The organism is Acinetobacter sp. YH12144 (genome assembly GCF_013418345.1).
GTDB classification, from domain to species: domain Bacteria; phylum Pseudomonadota; class Gammaproteobacteria; order Pseudomonadales; family Moraxellaceae; genus Acinetobacter; species Acinetobacter amyesii.
In genome coordinates this window covers 1-16,838 of record NZ_VPCD01000006.1, presented here as the reverse complement: position 1 = coordinate 16,838, position 16,838 = coordinate 1, and the positions used below count along the sequence as shown (strand labels likewise).

At 40.2% G+C, this 16,838-nt stretch carries 17 protein-coding genes; 8 read left to right on the top strand and 9 right to left on the bottom strand.

Features of this window, described 5'->3' with window-relative positions:
- Positions 1-208 precede the first annotated feature (208 nt).
- The 5 genes from FTU79_RS05185 to FTU79_RS05165 all read left to right on the top strand — a co-directional run bounded on the left by FTU79_RS05185 (position 209) and on the right by FTU79_RS05165 (position 3,956).
- A complete protein-coding gene (locus FTU79_RS05185) occupies positions 209-727 on the top strand; it encodes a hypothetical protein (protein WP_078192958.1) in 519 nt (172 codons plus the stop codon).
- Between the two features lie 64 nt (positions 728-791).
- The gene (locus FTU79_RS05180) at positions 792-2,108 is read left to right on the top strand and encodes a hypothetical protein (protein ID WP_218945407.1); all 1,317 of its coding nucleotides are present in this window, start codon (positions 792-794) and stop codon (positions 2,106-2,108) included.
- A gap of 84 nt (positions 2,109-2,192) precedes the next feature.
- Positions 2,193-2,852, top strand: a complete 660-nt coding sequence (gene adk, locus FTU79_RS05175) for an adenylate kinase (RefSeq protein ID WP_078189866.1) — start codon at positions 2,193-2,195, stop codon at positions 2,850-2,852.
- 86 nt (positions 2,853-2,938) lie between these two features.
- Positions 2,939-3,172 (top strand): hypothetical protein, encoded by a 234-nt coding sequence (locus FTU79_RS05170; RefSeq protein ID WP_180011843.1) that lies wholly within the window; start codon positions 2,939-2,941, stop codon positions 3,170-3,172.
- A 46-nt stretch (positions 3,173-3,218) separates the two neighbouring features.
- Positions 3,219-3,956, top strand: a complete 738-nt coding sequence (locus FTU79_RS05165) for a tetratricopeptide repeat protein (RefSeq protein ID WP_180011841.1) — start codon at positions 3,219-3,221, stop codon at positions 3,954-3,956.
- Positions 3,957-4,098: 142 nt separating this feature from the next.
- Here FTU79_RS05165 and nth read toward each other — a convergent pair whose 3' ends face one another.
- Positions 4,099-4,782 (bottom strand): endonuclease III, encoded by a 684-nt coding sequence (gene nth / locus FTU79_RS05160; protein ID WP_180011839.1) that lies wholly within the window; start codon positions 4,780-4,782, stop codon positions 4,099-4,101.
- A 2-nt stretch (positions 4,783-4,784) separates the two neighbouring features.
- Positions 4,785-5,579, bottom strand: coding sequence for an RnfABCDGE type electron transport complex subunit B (locus tag FTU79_RS05155; RefSeq protein ID WP_180011837.1), 795 nt, complete (start codon positions 5,577-5,579; stop codon positions 4,785-4,787).
- A 330-nt stretch (positions 5,580-5,909) separates the two neighbouring features.
- Between FTU79_RS05155 and gdhA the strand changes: the two genes are divergently transcribed.
- Positions 5,910-7,256 carry an NADP-specific glutamate dehydrogenase gene (gene gdhA, locus FTU79_RS05150; RefSeq protein ID WP_227591817.1) on the top strand — a complete coding sequence of 449 codons (1,347 nt, stop codon included), beginning with the start codon at positions 5,910-5,912 and terminating at the stop codon, positions 7,254-7,256.
- Between the two features lie 80 nt (positions 7,257-7,336).
- Here gdhA and FTU79_RS16725 read toward each other — a convergent pair whose 3' ends face one another.
- From FTU79_RS16725 to rlmH, 4 genes are all read right to left on the bottom strand, one after another.
- The gene (locus FTU79_RS16725) at positions 7,337-7,663 is read right to left on the bottom strand and encodes an META domain-containing protein (protein WP_180007500.1); all 327 of its coding nucleotides are present in this window, start codon (positions 7,661-7,663) and stop codon (positions 7,337-7,339) included.
- A 219-nt stretch (positions 7,664-7,882) separates the two neighbouring features.
- A complete protein-coding gene (locus tag FTU79_RS05140) occupies positions 7,883-8,659 on the bottom strand; it encodes an META and DUF4377 domain-containing protein (protein ID WP_180007492.1) in 777 nt (258 codons plus the stop codon).
- Positions 8,660-8,827: 168 nt separating this feature from the next.
- Positions 8,828-9,604 carry a dioxygenase gene (locus FTU79_RS05135; protein ID WP_180049088.1) on the bottom strand — a complete coding sequence of 259 codons (777 nt, stop codon included), beginning with the start codon at positions 9,602-9,604 and terminating at the stop codon, positions 8,828-8,830.
- A 137-nt stretch (positions 9,605-9,741) separates the two neighbouring features.
- Positions 9,742-10,224 carry a 23S rRNA (pseudouridine(1915)-N(3))-methyltransferase RlmH gene (gene rlmH, locus FTU79_RS05130; RefSeq protein WP_180026667.1) on the bottom strand — a complete coding sequence of 161 codons (483 nt, stop codon included), beginning with the start codon at positions 10,222-10,224 and terminating at the stop codon, positions 9,742-9,744.
- 203 nt (positions 10,225-10,427) lie between these two features.
- Here rlmH and FTU79_RS05125 point away from each other — a divergent pair, with 203 nt between their 5' ends.
- On the top strand, positions 10,428-11,339 hold the full coding sequence (locus FTU79_RS05125) for a M20/M25/M40 family metallo-hydrolase (protein WP_180049145.1): 912 nt from the start codon (positions 10,428-10,430) through the stop codon (positions 11,337-11,339).
- Positions 11,340-11,755: 416 nt separating this feature from the next.
- Here the strand turns inward: FTU79_RS05125 and lon are convergent, their stop codons facing one another.
- From lon to FTU79_RS05110, 3 genes are all read right to left on the bottom strand, one after another.
- Positions 11,756-14,182, bottom strand: coding sequence for an endopeptidase La (lon, locus tag FTU79_RS05120; protein WP_180049086.1), 2,427 nt, complete (start codon positions 14,180-14,182; stop codon positions 11,756-11,758).
- A 147-nt stretch (positions 14,183-14,329) separates the two neighbouring features.
- Entirely contained in the window at positions 14,330-14,917 is a 588-nt protein-coding gene (locus FTU79_RS05115) for a 5-formyltetrahydrofolate cyclo-ligase (protein WP_180026669.1), read from the bottom strand.
- Positions 14,918-15,223: 306 nt separating this feature from the next.
- Positions 15,224-15,598 carry a diacylglycerol kinase gene (locus FTU79_RS05110; protein WP_168378310.1) on the bottom strand — a complete coding sequence of 125 codons (375 nt, stop codon included), beginning with the start codon at positions 15,596-15,598 and terminating at the stop codon, positions 15,224-15,226.
- Between the two features lie 261 nt (positions 15,599-15,859).
- Here FTU79_RS05110 and FTU79_RS05105 point away from each other — a divergent pair.
- Positions 15,860-16,838: MBL fold metallo-hydrolase (locus FTU79_RS05105; protein WP_218945405.1), on the top strand; the 979-nt coding region annotated here is incomplete at its 3' end.

Below are 16,838 nucleotides of genomic sequence, written 5' to 3'. Positions count from 1 at the left end.
TAAAATAACGGAAGAGGCATATTCTAGCGCAACTGACATTTTTTTGATAAATAAAAACGACTCTGCTGTGATTGCAGTCTATATTTTGACTTTGCAGACATGAAAAATATGGGGCTTTGTGTATAACAGTTCATATTATTCTGCTAAAGTCGAAACGTATAAAAAAGGAATATTCCAAAAAATAATACTAAGGAAGTTTGTGAAAACAATGAATAAATTATATCCATTGCTTGCATTTATGATGCTCGGAAGCATCGCACATGCCAATGACAATTCATTTTTACCTGAGGCAAAGTTAACAGGTAAGGGTTATCAACCATGGAATGTTGGAGCAGGTTTTACTCAAAAAATTATTCACGTGAATGGTGAGTGGGTAAACCCATATGGCATTGCCTATGCAAAAGCTGGTGTTTTCTTGAACGATGATAAAACACCTGGTGGGCAAGTCGGCTTTCGTTACCCAGTTCATTTCACTGGCAAAGATAAAAATGGTTATTATATCGGAGCTTATGCGGGCCACATCGACTCTAAGAAAGTAGATGGTGAAGATGAAGCGCGTTTAGGTGGTGGTATCGATCTTGCTTATGTGATGTTGAGTGCCGAGCGTATTAGTACGTTTAGTGTAGGCTTGGGGGCGGGTGAAAAATTAGAAGACAAATCAGGTAATGTGATTGTGGAAACCGAACCGAGACTACAAATCTCATATACTTTAAGTTTTGGTTTGTAGTGAAAATAATCAACTTTATTTTATAACCGCACTCACTGAATAAAATTAAATATGGAAGTTATGCATGCTTGAGTACGTTAACGAATTGTGGCAAACCTTTTTGCAACGTCCCGATTTTTGGGCTGTGCTGAGTATTATCCCCGTTACCGCATTCGTTACCTGGGCACACGTTTGGATGGCACTGAAAATGGTGTTTTACCCGATTACTTTCTGGGGATTCCATTTAGGTCGATTACCCGTGGGATGGCAGGGGATTGTGCCAAGAAAAGCTGGACGTATTTCTGGCATTATTACGGATAATACATTGTCTAAATTGGGTTCCTTGCGTGAGTTTTTGGAAGCAATGGATCCTGAGGACATGGCGCGCATCATTGGTGAACAAGTTGGCTTTGAGCTTGAACATTTGATTGATGAAGTCATGCTAGACCGAAATGCGGTGCTTTGGGAAAACCTACCGTATTCGATTAAACGTCGTATTTATGCCCAAGCACACAAACAGCTGCCAAATACCTTAAAAGAACTCGTGACCGAACTGACCATGAACGTAGAGTCACTTGTTGACATGCGAGAAATGGTGGTGAGTCAAATGGAAGCGGATCGTCTCTTGATGGTGCGGATGTTCCTTAAAGTTGGCCAGAAAGAAATCAACTTTATTTGGCATATTAGTGCCTTGATTGGGATGTTCTTTGGTATCTTCCAAATGATCGTTTGGTTTGTGGTGCCATGGCATTGGACGGTTCCATTTTGGGCCGCAATCTGGGGCTTTTTGACCAACTGGATTGCCATCTGGATGGTATTTAATCCAATAGAGCCGCACCCTGTTAAGTATTTGCAATTATTTGAATTAACTAAAGATCGTAAATTCCCTTGGATTAAACCTGTGATTCCACGTATTGGAACGTACAATGTTCAAGGGGCATTTATGAAACGCCAAGAAGAAGTTTCAGATGTATTCGCAAGTGTAGTCACAGAAGACCTAATTACGTTAAAATCTATCATGACCGAAATGATGTATGGCGGGAAGAAAGATAAGACTCGTCGCATTGTGAAACGTCATATTAATGAAATTATGGAATCTCCACTGGTTCGTACCTCATTACAGTTGTCTTTAGGTCCAAAAGAGTACGCAAAACTCAAGACAGACTTGATCGATCGCTCAATTGAAATTACGATGGTGCCTGTATGCGACCCTGCGTTTAATGCGAGCCGTGCACAGAAAATCTTTCAAATGTTTAGAGACCGTATTCGTGAGCTAACACCGAAAGAATTTCAAAATCTATTACGTCCTGCATTTCAGGAAGACGAATGGATTTTAATTGTCTTGGGTGGTGTAACCGGTTTTATCGCGGGTACAATACATTTGTTTGTGGCTTTCTTATAATTAGATGCTGGAAGACGATCTGAATCTTGGGTTCAGATCACTACATAGCGTCATATACAATGTTTAAAATGAGGATGTTTTTTTATGCGCATTATATTACTCGGACCACCTGGAGCAGGTAAAGGTACACAAGCTCAGTTGATCTGTAAGCGCTACGATATCCCACAAATTTCAACCGGTGATATGCTCCGTGCTGCGATTCGTGAAGGTACTGAATTAGGTCTACAAGCTAAAAGCGTCATGGACAATGGCGGCCTTGTATCTGATGAGCTTATTATTGGTCTTGTTAAAGAACGCATTGCTCAACCTGACTGTGTCAACGGCTGCATTTTTGACGGTTTCCCACGTACGATTCCACAAGCTGAAGCGCTTGAAAACGAAGGTATCAGCATCGATCACGTAATTGAAATCGATGTACCTGACGAAGAAATCGTTCAACGTTTATCTGGTCGTCGTCAACACCCAGCATCTGGTCGTGTATATCACACCGTTTACAACCCGCCAAAAGTGGAAGGTAAAGATGACGAAACTGGTGAAGATCTTGTTCAACGTCCTGATGACCAAGAAGCAACAATTCGTAAGCGTTTAGGTTCTTACCACGCTGAAACTGAGCAATTGGTTGGTTTCTACCAAGGTCGTGCAGCTTCTGGCGAAAACGCACCGACTTATGACAAATTAAATGGTCTTCGTCCAATCGATCAAGTTCAAACTGATTTGTTCGCGATTTTAGATCAGTCTAAATAATTCAACTTTTTTGAATTTTTGACAATCAAAGAGTCCTACTGCATAGTGGGGCTCTTTTTTTATGTGGCTTTTAGGGCGAATCTGTTATGAAATTTGCTTTGGTTATAATGGTCATCATCGCTGTGGCGGTGTTATTGGGCTTATTATTTGTCAGCTTTAAAATGTTGCGTAAGGTGCAAGTGGAAGAGTTGGCTGAACGCCGTGAAATGCGTAAATTTGTACATGTATCTGAAAAGTATCAGGTACATCCGCAAGTTGAAGAAGAAAAAAAACGCTTGGAAAAGTTAAAAAAAGAGTTAGAAAACAAAGACACCAAATAAAAATGTCTAAATAAATAAGATTTTTTCAGATTATGAGAATTAGATAATGGAGTATTTGAATAGACATACCTGCTTGTTATTTCTTATAAATGTATGCCTTATTGCCTGTAAGAGTGACGTACAAACAGAAGCAGAGATTTTAAAACAGCAATGTCCTGTATTAGTTGAAAGCAATCCGTTATGTAAAATTGTATATGATAAGAATTTAACATCGACAGAGAAAATAGCGGGTATGGGTTTTTTGTATTTTACAGGCCAGAAAAATATTCAAAAAGATTATGTGCAGGCTTTTAATTTATTAAATTTTGCTGCACAACAAGGAGATGCTGAAGCAATCAACATATTGGGTATGATTTATATGAATGGAGCAGGACGAGATCAAGACTTTATAAAAGCAGAAAAATACTTCATGCAGGCAAGCCTGTTAAATGAGCAAAATGCTAAAAATAACTTAGGTACTTTGTACCGAAAACAGAAAAGAAATGCGGAAGCTGAAAAGTGGTATCTTCAGGGAGTAGCTGATGATCCAAGCAAGGCTTACGAAGGATTATCAAAATTATATGTCGAACAAGGGAAATATGAACAGGCATACGAATATTCTATCAAAGCATCTGAATATCGGAATGCGGAAGCTGAGTATAATCTTGGTGTTTTTTATGAGCAGGGGATTCATGTAGAACAGAGCAATGCGCAGGCTATATATTGGTACCAACGAGCAGCAAGTCAAGGGCATCAGGATGCTGCCCATAATATGCGCATTTTGTCAGACAAGGGAGCAATATAGTTCTATTTGAAAGGCTACTCTGATTTAGTAGGCAGAAATTCTTCATTTAATCTAGCTAAATTGATTTAAAGATGCTTTTAATCGCTACTAGGAACGCACTTCGAAATATTGCTATTAGTAAAAAGCTCAACATATTTTTTCATCATTGCTTCTTAAGATTTAACTCTTTCACTGCACCAAACTCATACTTATCATTCCAATTACATACATCAGACACGATACATTCATTGCATTTGGGTTTGCGGGCAATACAGGTATAACGCCCATGCAGAATCAACCAATGATGTGAATCAACAATAAACTCTTTGGGGATGACTTTGACGAGTCGGTGTTCTACTTCCAGAACATTTTTGCCGACAGCCAATCCTGTTCGATTCCCTAAACGAAAAATATGCGTATCGACTGCCATAGTTGGTTGTCCAAAAGCAGTATTCAGCACCACATTTGCAGTTTTACGACCGACACCGGGTAAGGCTTCCAAATCTGCACGATTATTCGGAACGATACTGTTATGCTTCTCAATCAGAATCTTGCAGGCTTTGATGACATTTTCCGCTTTAGAGTTATACAGGCCAATGGTCTTGATATATTCCTTCAGTCCGTCAACACCTAGCGCATAGATAGCTTCAGGAGTGTTTGCCACTGGAAAAAGCTTGTCTGTGGCTTTGTTGACACTGACATCTGTGGCCTGTGCCGATAGGGTAACAGCCACCAAAAGTTCAAATGGACTACTATAATTGAGTTCGGTTTTCGGGTTGGGGCGTTGCTCACGTAAGCGTTCAAAAAAAGTTTGAATTTGCTTCTTAGTCATGTTTTTAACAGCCATGATTAAGCCCCTTGCAGTTGTGTTAGTTGTAGCGTTAGTGTATGGAGTAATTCACGTTTTTTTGCATCTTCTCGAACACTCAGTTGTTTTTCTAATTTCTTAATTTGTGTACGAATTTTTGCAAGTTCAATGGTGGTTTTTGCATCGAGTTGAACGACTGGCGTAGCAGGTTTTTCCACGACTTCAATGACCGGTACCAAGTCTGTCTGGGTCGAAAATTGGGCAAAAAGTTCCGTATCAATTTCTGCGCGTACAATAGGGCCTTTACGATGAATTCGGCGTTTTTCCTCACGTTGAATATGTGCATAGTAGCGGCGACGTAAATCATTCTGTTCTGCGATTCGAACAGGTTCAGATGGCACATGATCAAGCTCTTCGACTAGGTCGATACAATCCACTGGACACGGTGGGATGCAGAGTTCGCAGCCCGTACATAAATCCGTCAAGACCGTATGCATCAATTTGCCTGAGCCAATAATGGCATCGACAGGGCAGGCACTGATACATTTGGTACAACCAATACATTCATCCTCACGAATCACAGCTTTAACCCGTTGCGGGCGTCCATCACTTTGGATTGGCCAAACGCTGGCTTCTGCTGTTAAGTGTGGACGATTTAATAACGCTGCTAGTGAATCTGCCACAGGTTGACCACCGGGTATACATTTATTGGCTTCCTCTCCTTCACTGATGGCTTTGGCATAGGGTAAGCAGCCGTCTCGGTGTCCACAAAGTCCACATTGAGTTTGTGGCAATAGGGCATCAATTTGTTGGATGAGGGAAATTTCAGAAGTCATGGGTAGTCGCGAGTACAAATGAAGGCAGAGAAAAACCAAAGAGGACGTTGAATTCTAGCATGTTTCAGTATGAATTGCTGTGCGCAAAAATGGGTCTATAGATGCATCATAAATGAGCAAAATAATTCATTAAAATATTCCTAAAAGTAATAATATTTATAACTAAAATATCTGATTAATCAATTTAAATCGCTGTTCTTTAAAGAATTTAAAGATTTTTTAAAAAAACTATTGCTGATTAGTTACAAAAGATATTTAATATTTTGCGCCAAAATATATCTTTGATCAAAATTGTGATCAATTTTGATCCATACATCTGCTGAGGATTAAGTGTTGAAATATAACAGCCTTAACGACTTCCTAGACTACGTTAAAACACGTGATGAACATCAACCTGAATTTCTTCAAGCTGTTGAAGAAGTGATGACGAGCCTTTGGCCATTCATCGAAAAGAACCCACAATATGCTGACTACGGTTTGCTAGAACGTCTTGTTGAGCCTGAGCGTGCAATTCAGTTCCGTGTTTCATGGGTAGATGACAAAGGTCAAACTCAAGTTAACCGTGCTTTCCGTGTTCAATACAACTCAGCAATTGGTCCATTCAAAGGTGGTATGCGTTTCCACCCATCAGTGAACCTTTCAATTCTTAAATTCTTAGGTTTTGAACAAACTTTCAAAAATGCCTTAACTACACTTCCTATGGGTGGTGGTAAAGGTGGTTCAGATTTTGACCCTAAAGGTAAATCTGAAGGCGAAATTATGCGTTTCTGTCAAGCATTAATGATCGAGTTATACCGTCATCTTGGTTCTAACACTGACATCCCTGCGGGTGACATCGGTGTAGGTGGCCGTGAAGTTGGCTACATGGCTGGTATGATGAAAAAATTAAGCAATGACACAGCATGTGTGTTCACTGGTAAAGGTTTAACTTTCGGTGGTTCACTTGCGCGTCCTGAAGCAACTGGTTACGGTACTGTGTATTTCGCTGAGGAAATGCTAAAAACTCGTGGCGATAGCTTTAAAGATAAAGTTGTAACGATTTCGGGTTCTGGTAACGTTGCACAATACGCTGCTGAAAAAGCAATGTACTTAGGTGCGAAAGTGGTTTCACTTTCTGACTCAGCTGGTACTGTATACGTGAAAGACGGTTTCACAACTGAACTTCTTGCTGAAGTAATGGAATTGAAAAACGTTAAGCGTGGCCGTATTTCTGAATTTGCATCTAAGCACGGTTTTGAATATTTAGAAGGTCAACGCCCTTGGTCAATCAAATGTGATATCGCACTGCCATGTGCAACTCAAAATGAATTAGATGAAGCTGATGCTGAAGCTCTTCTTGCTAATGGCGTAATCTGTGTTGCTGAAGGCGCAAATATGCCATCTACTTTGGCTGCAGTTGAGAAATTCGTTGAAGCGAAAATTCTTTATGCACCAGGTAAAGCTTCAAATGCAGGTGGTGTTGCAACTTCTGGTCTTGAAATGTCTCAAAACGCAATTCGTTTGGGTTGGACTTTCGAAGAAGTTGACGAGCGTCTACACGCGATCATGAAAGAAATTCACCGCAACTGCGTGAAATACGGTACTGAAGAAGATGGTACTGTGAACTATGTAAACGGTGCGAACATTGCAGGCTTCGTAAAAGTTGCTGACGCAATGCTTGCTCAAGGCGTTTACTAAGTTCTCCGTAAGTTGAACTGAAAACCGAGGCTTCTGCCTCGGTTTTTTTATAGCTTAATGGTTTGGAATATATTGGATTGTTAATTAGTGCTCATCAGGGGAAGTTGGATTTCGCTATCCATAACACTGAAGTGAAAATTTAAGGGCTGGCTGAGCAAACTTTTAATATGAAGCCCTAGCTGATGTAACTGTGGGCGGAACTTCAGAGTACTCCCAACATCTCCTATAAAACGCAAAGTATGCTTTTCTACATCATAATTGCGGCCAATGTGATTACAGCTGCTAAAAAATGTCACAGGGGCATTGTTGAATGTGAGTGTGGTTTGGGAGGTTAGAGCATTATTCTCTACGAGAACCCACGTCTTTTGAGTTAATTGTTCTGCTTCAAAATCGCGTAAATCAGTAATTCACTGTATGCCTTTAAAAATATAGGTCTGTTGATTGTGATTCATCACGATGAATTCAGGCAGGGCATTGGGGCTTTGTAGTAACTTTAGGTTCACATCGCGAAAGCATTGGCTGAACAGCACATTGTGATTTGAAAACTTTGCACGGCTGATTAGCGTTTGCGGTTGTGTAGATATAAAAAACCGAGGCGATGACCTCGGTTTTTTATCGGCTGTAACTTACAAGGTACCTTTTACGGCTTCACGTTCGACTGACATATCAAAAATATAGGCATATTTTGATTGGTCAGCAGCAGGGTTTTTACGTTCAAAACGTTTTACGCGAATAATTTGGCGTTCTGCAGGAGTGTGCTTAAAGCCTTCAATTTGATCGTAAAATAAGGTCCAGTCTTTATCAACTTGTGTTTTTAGGCCTTTTTTATCGTACTTCACTTCACGCACTTGCAAACAAGTTTGTGGAGCAACGCCTGTGCATTGTTTCGTTTCAGGGCTGATTTCAAGGAAAATCGTTTCGCCTTGTGAGTTATATTGGGTTTCAGGTGTTAATTTTCCAGTGAACACCAGTTTCTCACCTGTTGCAGAGATAATGGTTAACGTTGGATTTTGTGGATCTGTAGTATTTAAAACAAAAGGTGCTTTACGGTCACTAAAGAGTGAAGATGCAAGTCCTTCTTGTTTCATCGCATTATCAGGACACGCCATCATGGTAGATGCAATGTTGCCTGTTACAAGTGTATTGTGTTCCACTTTCCATTGGGTTGACATGCTATTACAGCTGGTTGAAATACCCAAAGTGCCATTTTCTAGAAAATTTAAAACTAAAGGTTTTGGTGCATTTTCAGTGGTGGTGCTCCATTGATATGAAGCTAAAGTTTTATCAGCATTTTGTTGTTGTAATACGCTCACGGCTAAATCTCCAGCTTTTTGGATATCGCTTGATTGACATGCTGCAAGGGCTAAAGGGAAGAGGGCAATCGCTAAATATTTTAATTTCATTACGCTAACTGTTCTAAGTGAATTTCAGCCTGTAGCATAACCCATTCATTTTAAAAAAATATGAATACATTCAGCTCAAATAAGTAGCAAAATGTATCCATAAATAATAATTTGTTAACTTATTAATATAAATTATGAATAAGTCAAGCTATCTCGTTTTATTCACGTTTAATCAAAACGATAAATATCCATACCCAGCGAACCCATACTAAAGCTACTGTGAACAATAGAGAAGCGGGGGCCTGCACCCATCGCAAAGAAGATGGGTGCAAAATGTTCAATGGTCGGATGGTTGCGTTGTACAAACGGGATATTTTGCCAATCGAGAACTGCATCAAAATCTTGATGAGTGAGCTTATTGACCACAAAATTACGGAATGTAGACGCCCATTCAGGCACGGCTGCGGCACGACCATCCCAAGCCAATTCACGTAAGTTATGAGTAATACTGCCCGATCCAATCAACAGGATTTGCTTGTCACGTAAAGGTGCAAGCGTTTGTCCAATTTTATAGATCTCTTGCGCAGACATGGTCATCGGCAGTGATATTTCAATCACAGGAATGTCGGCATCAGGATACATATGCAACAACGGCATCCAAACGCCATGATCACGTGGACGAGTGCTGTTGGCATGTGCCGATAATCCTGCATTGGCAAGCAAATGAAGGATTTCTTCTGCAAGCTCTGGGTTACCCGGTGCTGGATAACGAATATCATAAAGTTCCGCAGGGAAACCACGGAAGTCATGCCAAGTTTCAGGACGGGCACTGGTACTTACTTCTAGTGTGTTACTTTCCCAATGTGCTGACATGATAACAATGGCTTCAGGTTTTGGAAGATTCAGGCTTAAACGTTCCAACGCAGGACCGACTTGCTCAGGATTGATGGCAAGCATAGGTGAGCCATGGGAAATAAATAAACCTGGAAGTGTTTGTAAATTCATCGCGGTCGCCGTTGGTTGTTTAAAGGAATATGATGATCATGCACTAAATTATTCAGCGTAACAATTCGGATAATTTCAATGGTTTGTTTCATTGTTGCAACGCTGTAATTGCTGTATACGCTGGATGTCAGTTCGGATTAACCCGCACGATGGTAAGGGTGATTATGATTAATACTCATTGCACGGTATAGCTGTTCGATGAGCATGACACGAACCAGTGGATGCGGCAAAGTTAGTTTAGATAAAGACCAATGCCATGCTGCAGCTTTACGTACTGCTTCAGAATGTCCATCTGGCCCACCAATGGCTAAAACCACATCATTGCCTTCAAGCATCCAGCCTTTCATGGTTTCAGCTAGTTTTTCGGTACTGAACTCACGACCACCGACTTCTAAGGCGATCAGCACTTCAGTCGATTTCATGGCATTTAAAATGCTGTCACCTTCAATTTGACGGTATTTTAAAATGTCGGCTTCTGAGTCGTTTTTGCCACGTTTGGCCATAGGCAGTTCAATGATCTGCGTTTGAACAAAAGGCTGAATACGTTTGAAATAATCTTCAAAACCCGTCAGAACCCATGCTGGCATTTTTTGACCGATTGTCAGAATACGAATTTTCATACAGCGCCTGAAAGTATACAAAAGAGCATTATAACGGTTCGCTTGCACTTTGTATGTTCAGACACAATTTGCAATTGAAATCGTGTTCTGCTTGCTGTTTAAATACGCAGCATAAGCAGATTAGATCGAAGATGAAAATTGGAATAATAACAATGAAAAAAACATGGCAGGACGGTAAATTATTTTTGCTCAAGCAGGCAGCAATGCTTTCAATTTTTGCATGGTGTTCATTTTCGGCGTATGCCAACAATATTAGAACCGCTGAACCGGATAATTTAAAAGTCTATTTAGAACAAATTATTGGTAATGAAGCTGAATATCGTAACTATAAGAACATACAAGAGTTAAATCGCGTGTCTGCTTGGATTCGTGAGCAGATGCGTTTATTTGGTGTGAATTGTCGTTTTCAAACCTATACCGTCAATAGCCAACCATACCGTAATGTGGTCTGTCCCTTAAATGCAGGGCATAGCAATCGAGTGATCATTGGCGCGCATTACGATGTATTTGAGGAGCAGCATGGCGCTGATGATAATGCCTCCGGCGTTGCAGGTGTACTCGAAGCTGCTCGGATTCTTTCGGCTGAAAAAGCGCGTTTAAAACAAAATATTGAATTTGTATTTTATACCCTCGAAGAACCGCCATATTTTAGAACAGAGTCGATGGGCAGTTTTATCCATGCAAAATCGGTAGCAAAGGAAAAGGATAAAATTTCAGGTGTGTATATTCTAGAAATGATTGGTTATTTTGATCCCAAAGTCACCCAAGAATATCCTGTTGGGCTGAAGTGGATTTATCCATCACATACGAATTTTATTGCATCGGTGGGGAACATTCAGTCTCGTGACTTAACCTCATCGTATTGTGCGGCGATGGAGTCATTGAAGCAGTTGCAATGTGAACGCTTAATTTCACCGTCATTTATTCAGGGTGTGGATTTTTCAGATCATATGAATTATTGGCAATTTGATATGCCGGCGATGATGATCACCGATACTGCATTTTATCGTAATAAGCACTATCACACCGAGCAAGATACCCTGGATAAATTAAACTTAGACAAGATGGCTCAAGTGATCAATGGTTTAGTTAAAACCATTTTAAATTTGAAATAGCATGTCTTTAAAAACATGACATAAAAAACGCAGCCCCGAAAGCCTGTGGACTGCGATAAAAGGTCATCTACCTGGAGATGTAGATGACCATCTTGTTCCAATGATCATCACGCTTTTAGACGTGATTGGAACCAATAAAGAAACATACAGCGCGTATATCTCTCTACTATATATGTGGGATAGAGGGCGATATTTCAAGTAATAGCATTCAAATTTTGTAAGACTTTCTTATTGACTATTCTTAATCTTGATGTCGAATTTGAAATAGTAATCCAATCAAAAGTTGTAGCTGTTGTCTTGAGTCTTGTCATAGCGAAGGATTTGAATGAAATTTTTCGAATATTTAGTTGAAAGCATGAATGAAAAAAAGCCCTGTCGAAACAGGGCTTTTTTCTTTTATTGCGAGTTGCTAGCGCTTAGTGACGAGCAGCTTTTCCACCTTCAGTTGCTTTGACAATCGGTGTCTTTGCAAGAGGTTTAGGCATATCAACTAAGGCTAGAGGTAAAATCTCATCAATCGATTTCACTGGTTTAATTTCTAGACCTTCTTTGACATTGTCTGGAATCTCAGTCAAGTCACGAACGTTATCTTGTGGGATAAAGACAAGCTTAATGCCACCACGGTGAGCAGCGAGAAGTTTCTCTTTTAAACCACCAATGCGCATTGCACGGCCACCCAGACTGGTTTCACCAGTCATTGCGATATCTGGACGAATTGCAATGCCTGTAAAAGCTGAAACAAGAGCGGTAGTTAGGGCTAAACCAGCAGATGGACCATCTTTCGGTGTTGCACCTTCTGGTAAATGCACATGCACATCTGTTTCTTCAAAGCGAATCGCTTCAATACCCAGTTCATCTGCACGGGTACGTACAACGGTCATCGCTGTTGTGATCGATTCTTTCATGACATCGCCAAGAGAACCGGTGGTAATGAACTTGCCTTTACCTTTCACTGCTGCAACTTCAATTGTTAGTAGTTCACCACCAACAGATGTCCACGCCAAGCCGTTTACACGACCCACTTCAGCTTCTTCTTCGGCCATACCGAAGTCGAATTTGTGTGGACCTAAGTAGTCAGGAAGATTTTTCGAATTCACTTCAATTTGAAGATTTTTCGCTTTCTTGCTCACTGCTTCTTTTACCACTTTACGTGCAATTTTAGACACTTCACGTTCTAAGCTACGGACACCGGCTTCACGTGTATAACGTTGTACGATATCGCGGATGGCTTCTTCGTGAACGGTTAATTCTTTCGCACGTAGACCATTGTTCTTGATGGCTTTTGGAACAAGGTAACGTTCAGCAATATTCACTTTTTCATCTTCGGTGTAACCCGGTAGACGAATCACTTCCATACGGTCAAGCAAAGCTTCTGGAATATTCATGCTGTTTGCAGTACAGATGAACATCACTTCAGAAAGGTCTAGATCAAGATCTAAGTAGTGATCATTGAACTTGCTGTTTTGTGATGGATCTAGGACTTCAAGCAATGCTGAAGCAGGGTCGCCACGATAGTCTTGCGCCATTTTGTCAATTTCATCGAGTAAGAACAGTGGGTTCTTTACTCCAACTTTAGTCAAAGACTGCACAATTTTACCCGGCATCGCACCGATATATGTACGACGGTGACCACGGATTTCAGCTTCGTCGCGCACGCCGCCAAGCGCCATACGGACAAATTCACGACCAGTTGCTTTGGCAACAGATTCACCGAGTGAAGTTTTACCTACACCTGGGGGACCAACTAAGCAAAGAATTGGACCGCGAAGTTTTTTCACACGTGATTGAACAGCAAGGTATTCCACAATGCGGTCTTTCACGTCGTCTAAACCATAGTGATCGGCATCAAGAATGTCTTGAGCTTTCGCAAGGTTAATGCTGACTTTGCTGGCTTTGTTCCAAGGCGTATCTAAAATAACTTCTAGATAGTTACGCACGACAGCAGCTTCGCTCGAAGCAGGTTGCATTGCTTTTAGCTTACGGAACTCATTTTCAGCTTTTTTACGTACATGTTCAGGTAAATCGGCTTCAGTTAGACGTTTTTCAATTTCTGCAACGTCATCCTCACCACCGCCATTCATATCAGAAAGTTCGCGTTGAATGACCTTCATTTTTTCATTTAAGAAGTATTCACGCTGATTCTTTTCCATTTGGCGTTTCACAGAATCATGTAAGGTTTGCTCAATTTGCTGCTCTTCTGACTGTTGTAATAAATACGTCATGAGCTCAGCTAAATGTGCTTCAAATTCATCATGCTCTAAGAATTTTTGTTTTACATCAATATTCAAAGGCACGCGTGTTGCTACGAAGAATAATAATTGTAGCAAATCATCAATTTTATTGGCTGCTGCAATCAATTCACGTGCGTTACGCAATTTTGCTTCTGCATATTGAGCAAATAAGGTGCGTAATTCTTCCACACGATTATTCTGAGTTTCTGAGTCAACAGAAACCGTCATTGGGCTTAATGAATGCTCGGCAGTCAGGTAATCATCGGCATCGATAATTTTTTCTAACTTGGCACGATATAAGCCTTCAATCAGTACTTTTATACAGTTTTCATCATTCTCATGATTCACAACTTGCACAATCTTCGCGACAGTACCGTATTGATATAAATTGTCGTGATCAATTTCTTCTGTAAGCGAATCTTTTTGTGCAACTACGAATACAAGATTGTCACTGTCACGTGCGACATTGACTGCATTGATCGACTTTTCACGACCCACAAACAGTGCAATTTGCATGTGAGGATATACAACCACATCTCGTAGCGCTAAGAGCGGTAATACGCTCGGAATTGTAGTTTCCAAGCTTTCTTCATTCATAATAATCTCAGACATGGGCACTCCTAATGAGTGACAACGGTGTTGCCATGTTTTTTATAGTGATGTGTATTTTTTAAATTACAAGGGTCATGCCAATTAAAATGTATAAAAAATGACTAAATATGTGATTTATAAGTGTAACTCAGTGTCAAGAATATCAAATTAACGTTTGAAGCTTAAAGTTTGAGATGGGCTAATAAAGCCATCTAGCGGTTGATCCCATGCCTCTCGGACCAAAGAGTCTTGAATGAGTTGAAAATCATGACCAAGTCCTAAACGGTAGGGGGTAGAGTGGGCTGTTGCTAATGTTTTATCGTAGAAGCCACCCCCCATACCAATACGTGTGCCGTACTTGTCGCAAGCGAGCAAGGGCATAATTAAAAGGTCAAGATGAGAAACATGCTTCCCACGACTTGCCATGGGTTCTTTCATACCGAGTGGGTGATGAGAAAAACGTTTACTAATGTATTGATGACGTGAGATTTCAACCCAAACCAGTTGCTGATTCATGTTGCAAATCATGGGTAAATACACGTGTTTTTGATGCGAAAAACAGTAGTGGATAAGCTTTTGAGTGTGAATTTCACCAAATGCATGTAAATAAACGCCTATATGCTGACTGCGCTTAAAATAACTATGTCTGATTAAGCGCTGTAGGACTTGTTGTTCAGCTTGTCGTTGCTCCCATAGGTTTAGGCTACGACGCTGCTTACGGAGTTGTTTACGAAGGCTGGTGGTGCTCAAAGTCATGGTTCATTTCAAAGTAGCACAAAATTCTCAAAGGCATTTTAACGTGTTCAAGCTTAAAAGTCCGAAAAAATAGGTTTTATCTTTTCTTGTAAAAGCGTCCTTAAGAAGCGGTCTGCTCAATGAATGTGTATCTATTTTCCCCCCTCTAATCTTGTTTAAGCCAATGATTTCATAGTTTGAATTTTTGGCTTATTTCGATGGATCAGTAGATGTGCATAGGGACGCGTAAATTTTACTTAAAAAACAGAAATAAGGAATTAAAAAAAGCAGGGCATAACCCTGCAAATAGAGTGAGACAGCCTTTATTTAAGGCAAAAGGATAATAAACCAAGTAAAAAAGATAATTGCTAAAGCAACGAATTGAGCGGCACTCCCCATATCTTTTGCAATTTTAGAAAGTGGATGCTTGTCTAAAGATACGCGGTCGACAACGGCTTCAATGGCAGAATTGAATAACTCAACTATCAAGGCAAATAAGCACACCACTACCATAAGGGCATGTTCAGCACGACTCACATCGAGAAAATAACTGGTAGGAATAAGCACAATATTCATCCAGACAATTTGTCGAAATGCAGCTTCATTTTGATAAGCAGCTTTGAATCCGTCGAGGGAATATTGCGTTGCATTTAAAATTCGTTTAAATCCAGATTTGCCTTTAAACGGGGAAATTTCACTCATAGCACTGTACAGACGTATAGATTTAAAAACTGGCGAAAATATAGCATGCCAAGCTTAAAGTTTTCTTGCATTCAGTTTTTATTTTATTGGGCCTAAAAATTTAAGGGGATTTACATAAGCCTGTATCAAGTTAGTGCTATGTTTATTCATTATTAGACTTAAAATTTGCCTGAATTTCAGGCACAATACAGGCGTTTAAAATTTTTAATTTTGAAGCCTTTGCTTCATTGCATGAAATAATAAAAGTGATATAGGTCAACAATGAAAAACTTTAGTTTTGCTGTGCTTGCAGCAACACTTTTAACCAGCCAGTTTGTCAGTGCAGAGCCGGCAGTTATTCAAACGGAAATCAAAACGAATGTGACACAGCCCATGGGATTTTATCCTTTCCAAGTGGGTGCATATAAAGTCATTGCTTTAAAAGATGGGACACTCGAATTAAGTCCTGATTTATTTAAACAAAATTTAACTCCAGAAGAAGTCAGTGCCTTATTTCAAAAGCTTGCGGTTGATCAGAGCAAAGGCATACAAACCAGTGTCAATGCCTATCTGATTGATGATGGACAAGGTGGCATCAGTCTTGTTGATAGTGGTGCAGCCAGTTGTTTTGGTCCGAACTTAGGATCTATTGCACAAAATATTGAAGCAGCTGGCTATAAGCTTAATCGCGTACGCAGTGTTTTCTTAACCCATTTACATCCTGATCATGCATGTGGCATTGCGAAACAAGGTAAGGCTGTGTTTCCAAATGCAACGATCTACGTCAATGAACAAGAAAGTCAGTATTGGTTAAGTGAAAGCACCGTCGACACTTTAGCTGCTGAAAAGCGTGAAGGTTATTTAGCAACTGTTGCGAAAATTAAAGCTGCGATTGCGCCTTATCAAACCATGCGGAGTTTTAAGACTTTTAGCGTTGGTTCTGTGATTAATGGATTAGAAGTACTACCGAGTGTTGGGCATACACCAGGGCATTATTCTTTTATCTTAAAGTCGCAAGCTAAAAGTTTTGCTATCCTCGGTGATGTGGTTCATTCGTATCATTTACAGTTTGAACAACCCAAGTTATCTGTCGATTTTGATGTCGATCCGGTCAAAGCCAGTGAAACTCGTTTAGCAATTTTTAAACGTTTTACTCAAGAGCAAACCTTCGTTGCATTTGCACATTTACCATTTCCGGGTATTGGTAAAATTAGTGAAATGAATGATGGTCAGTTCCGTTGGAACCCGCTAAATTTAGCTG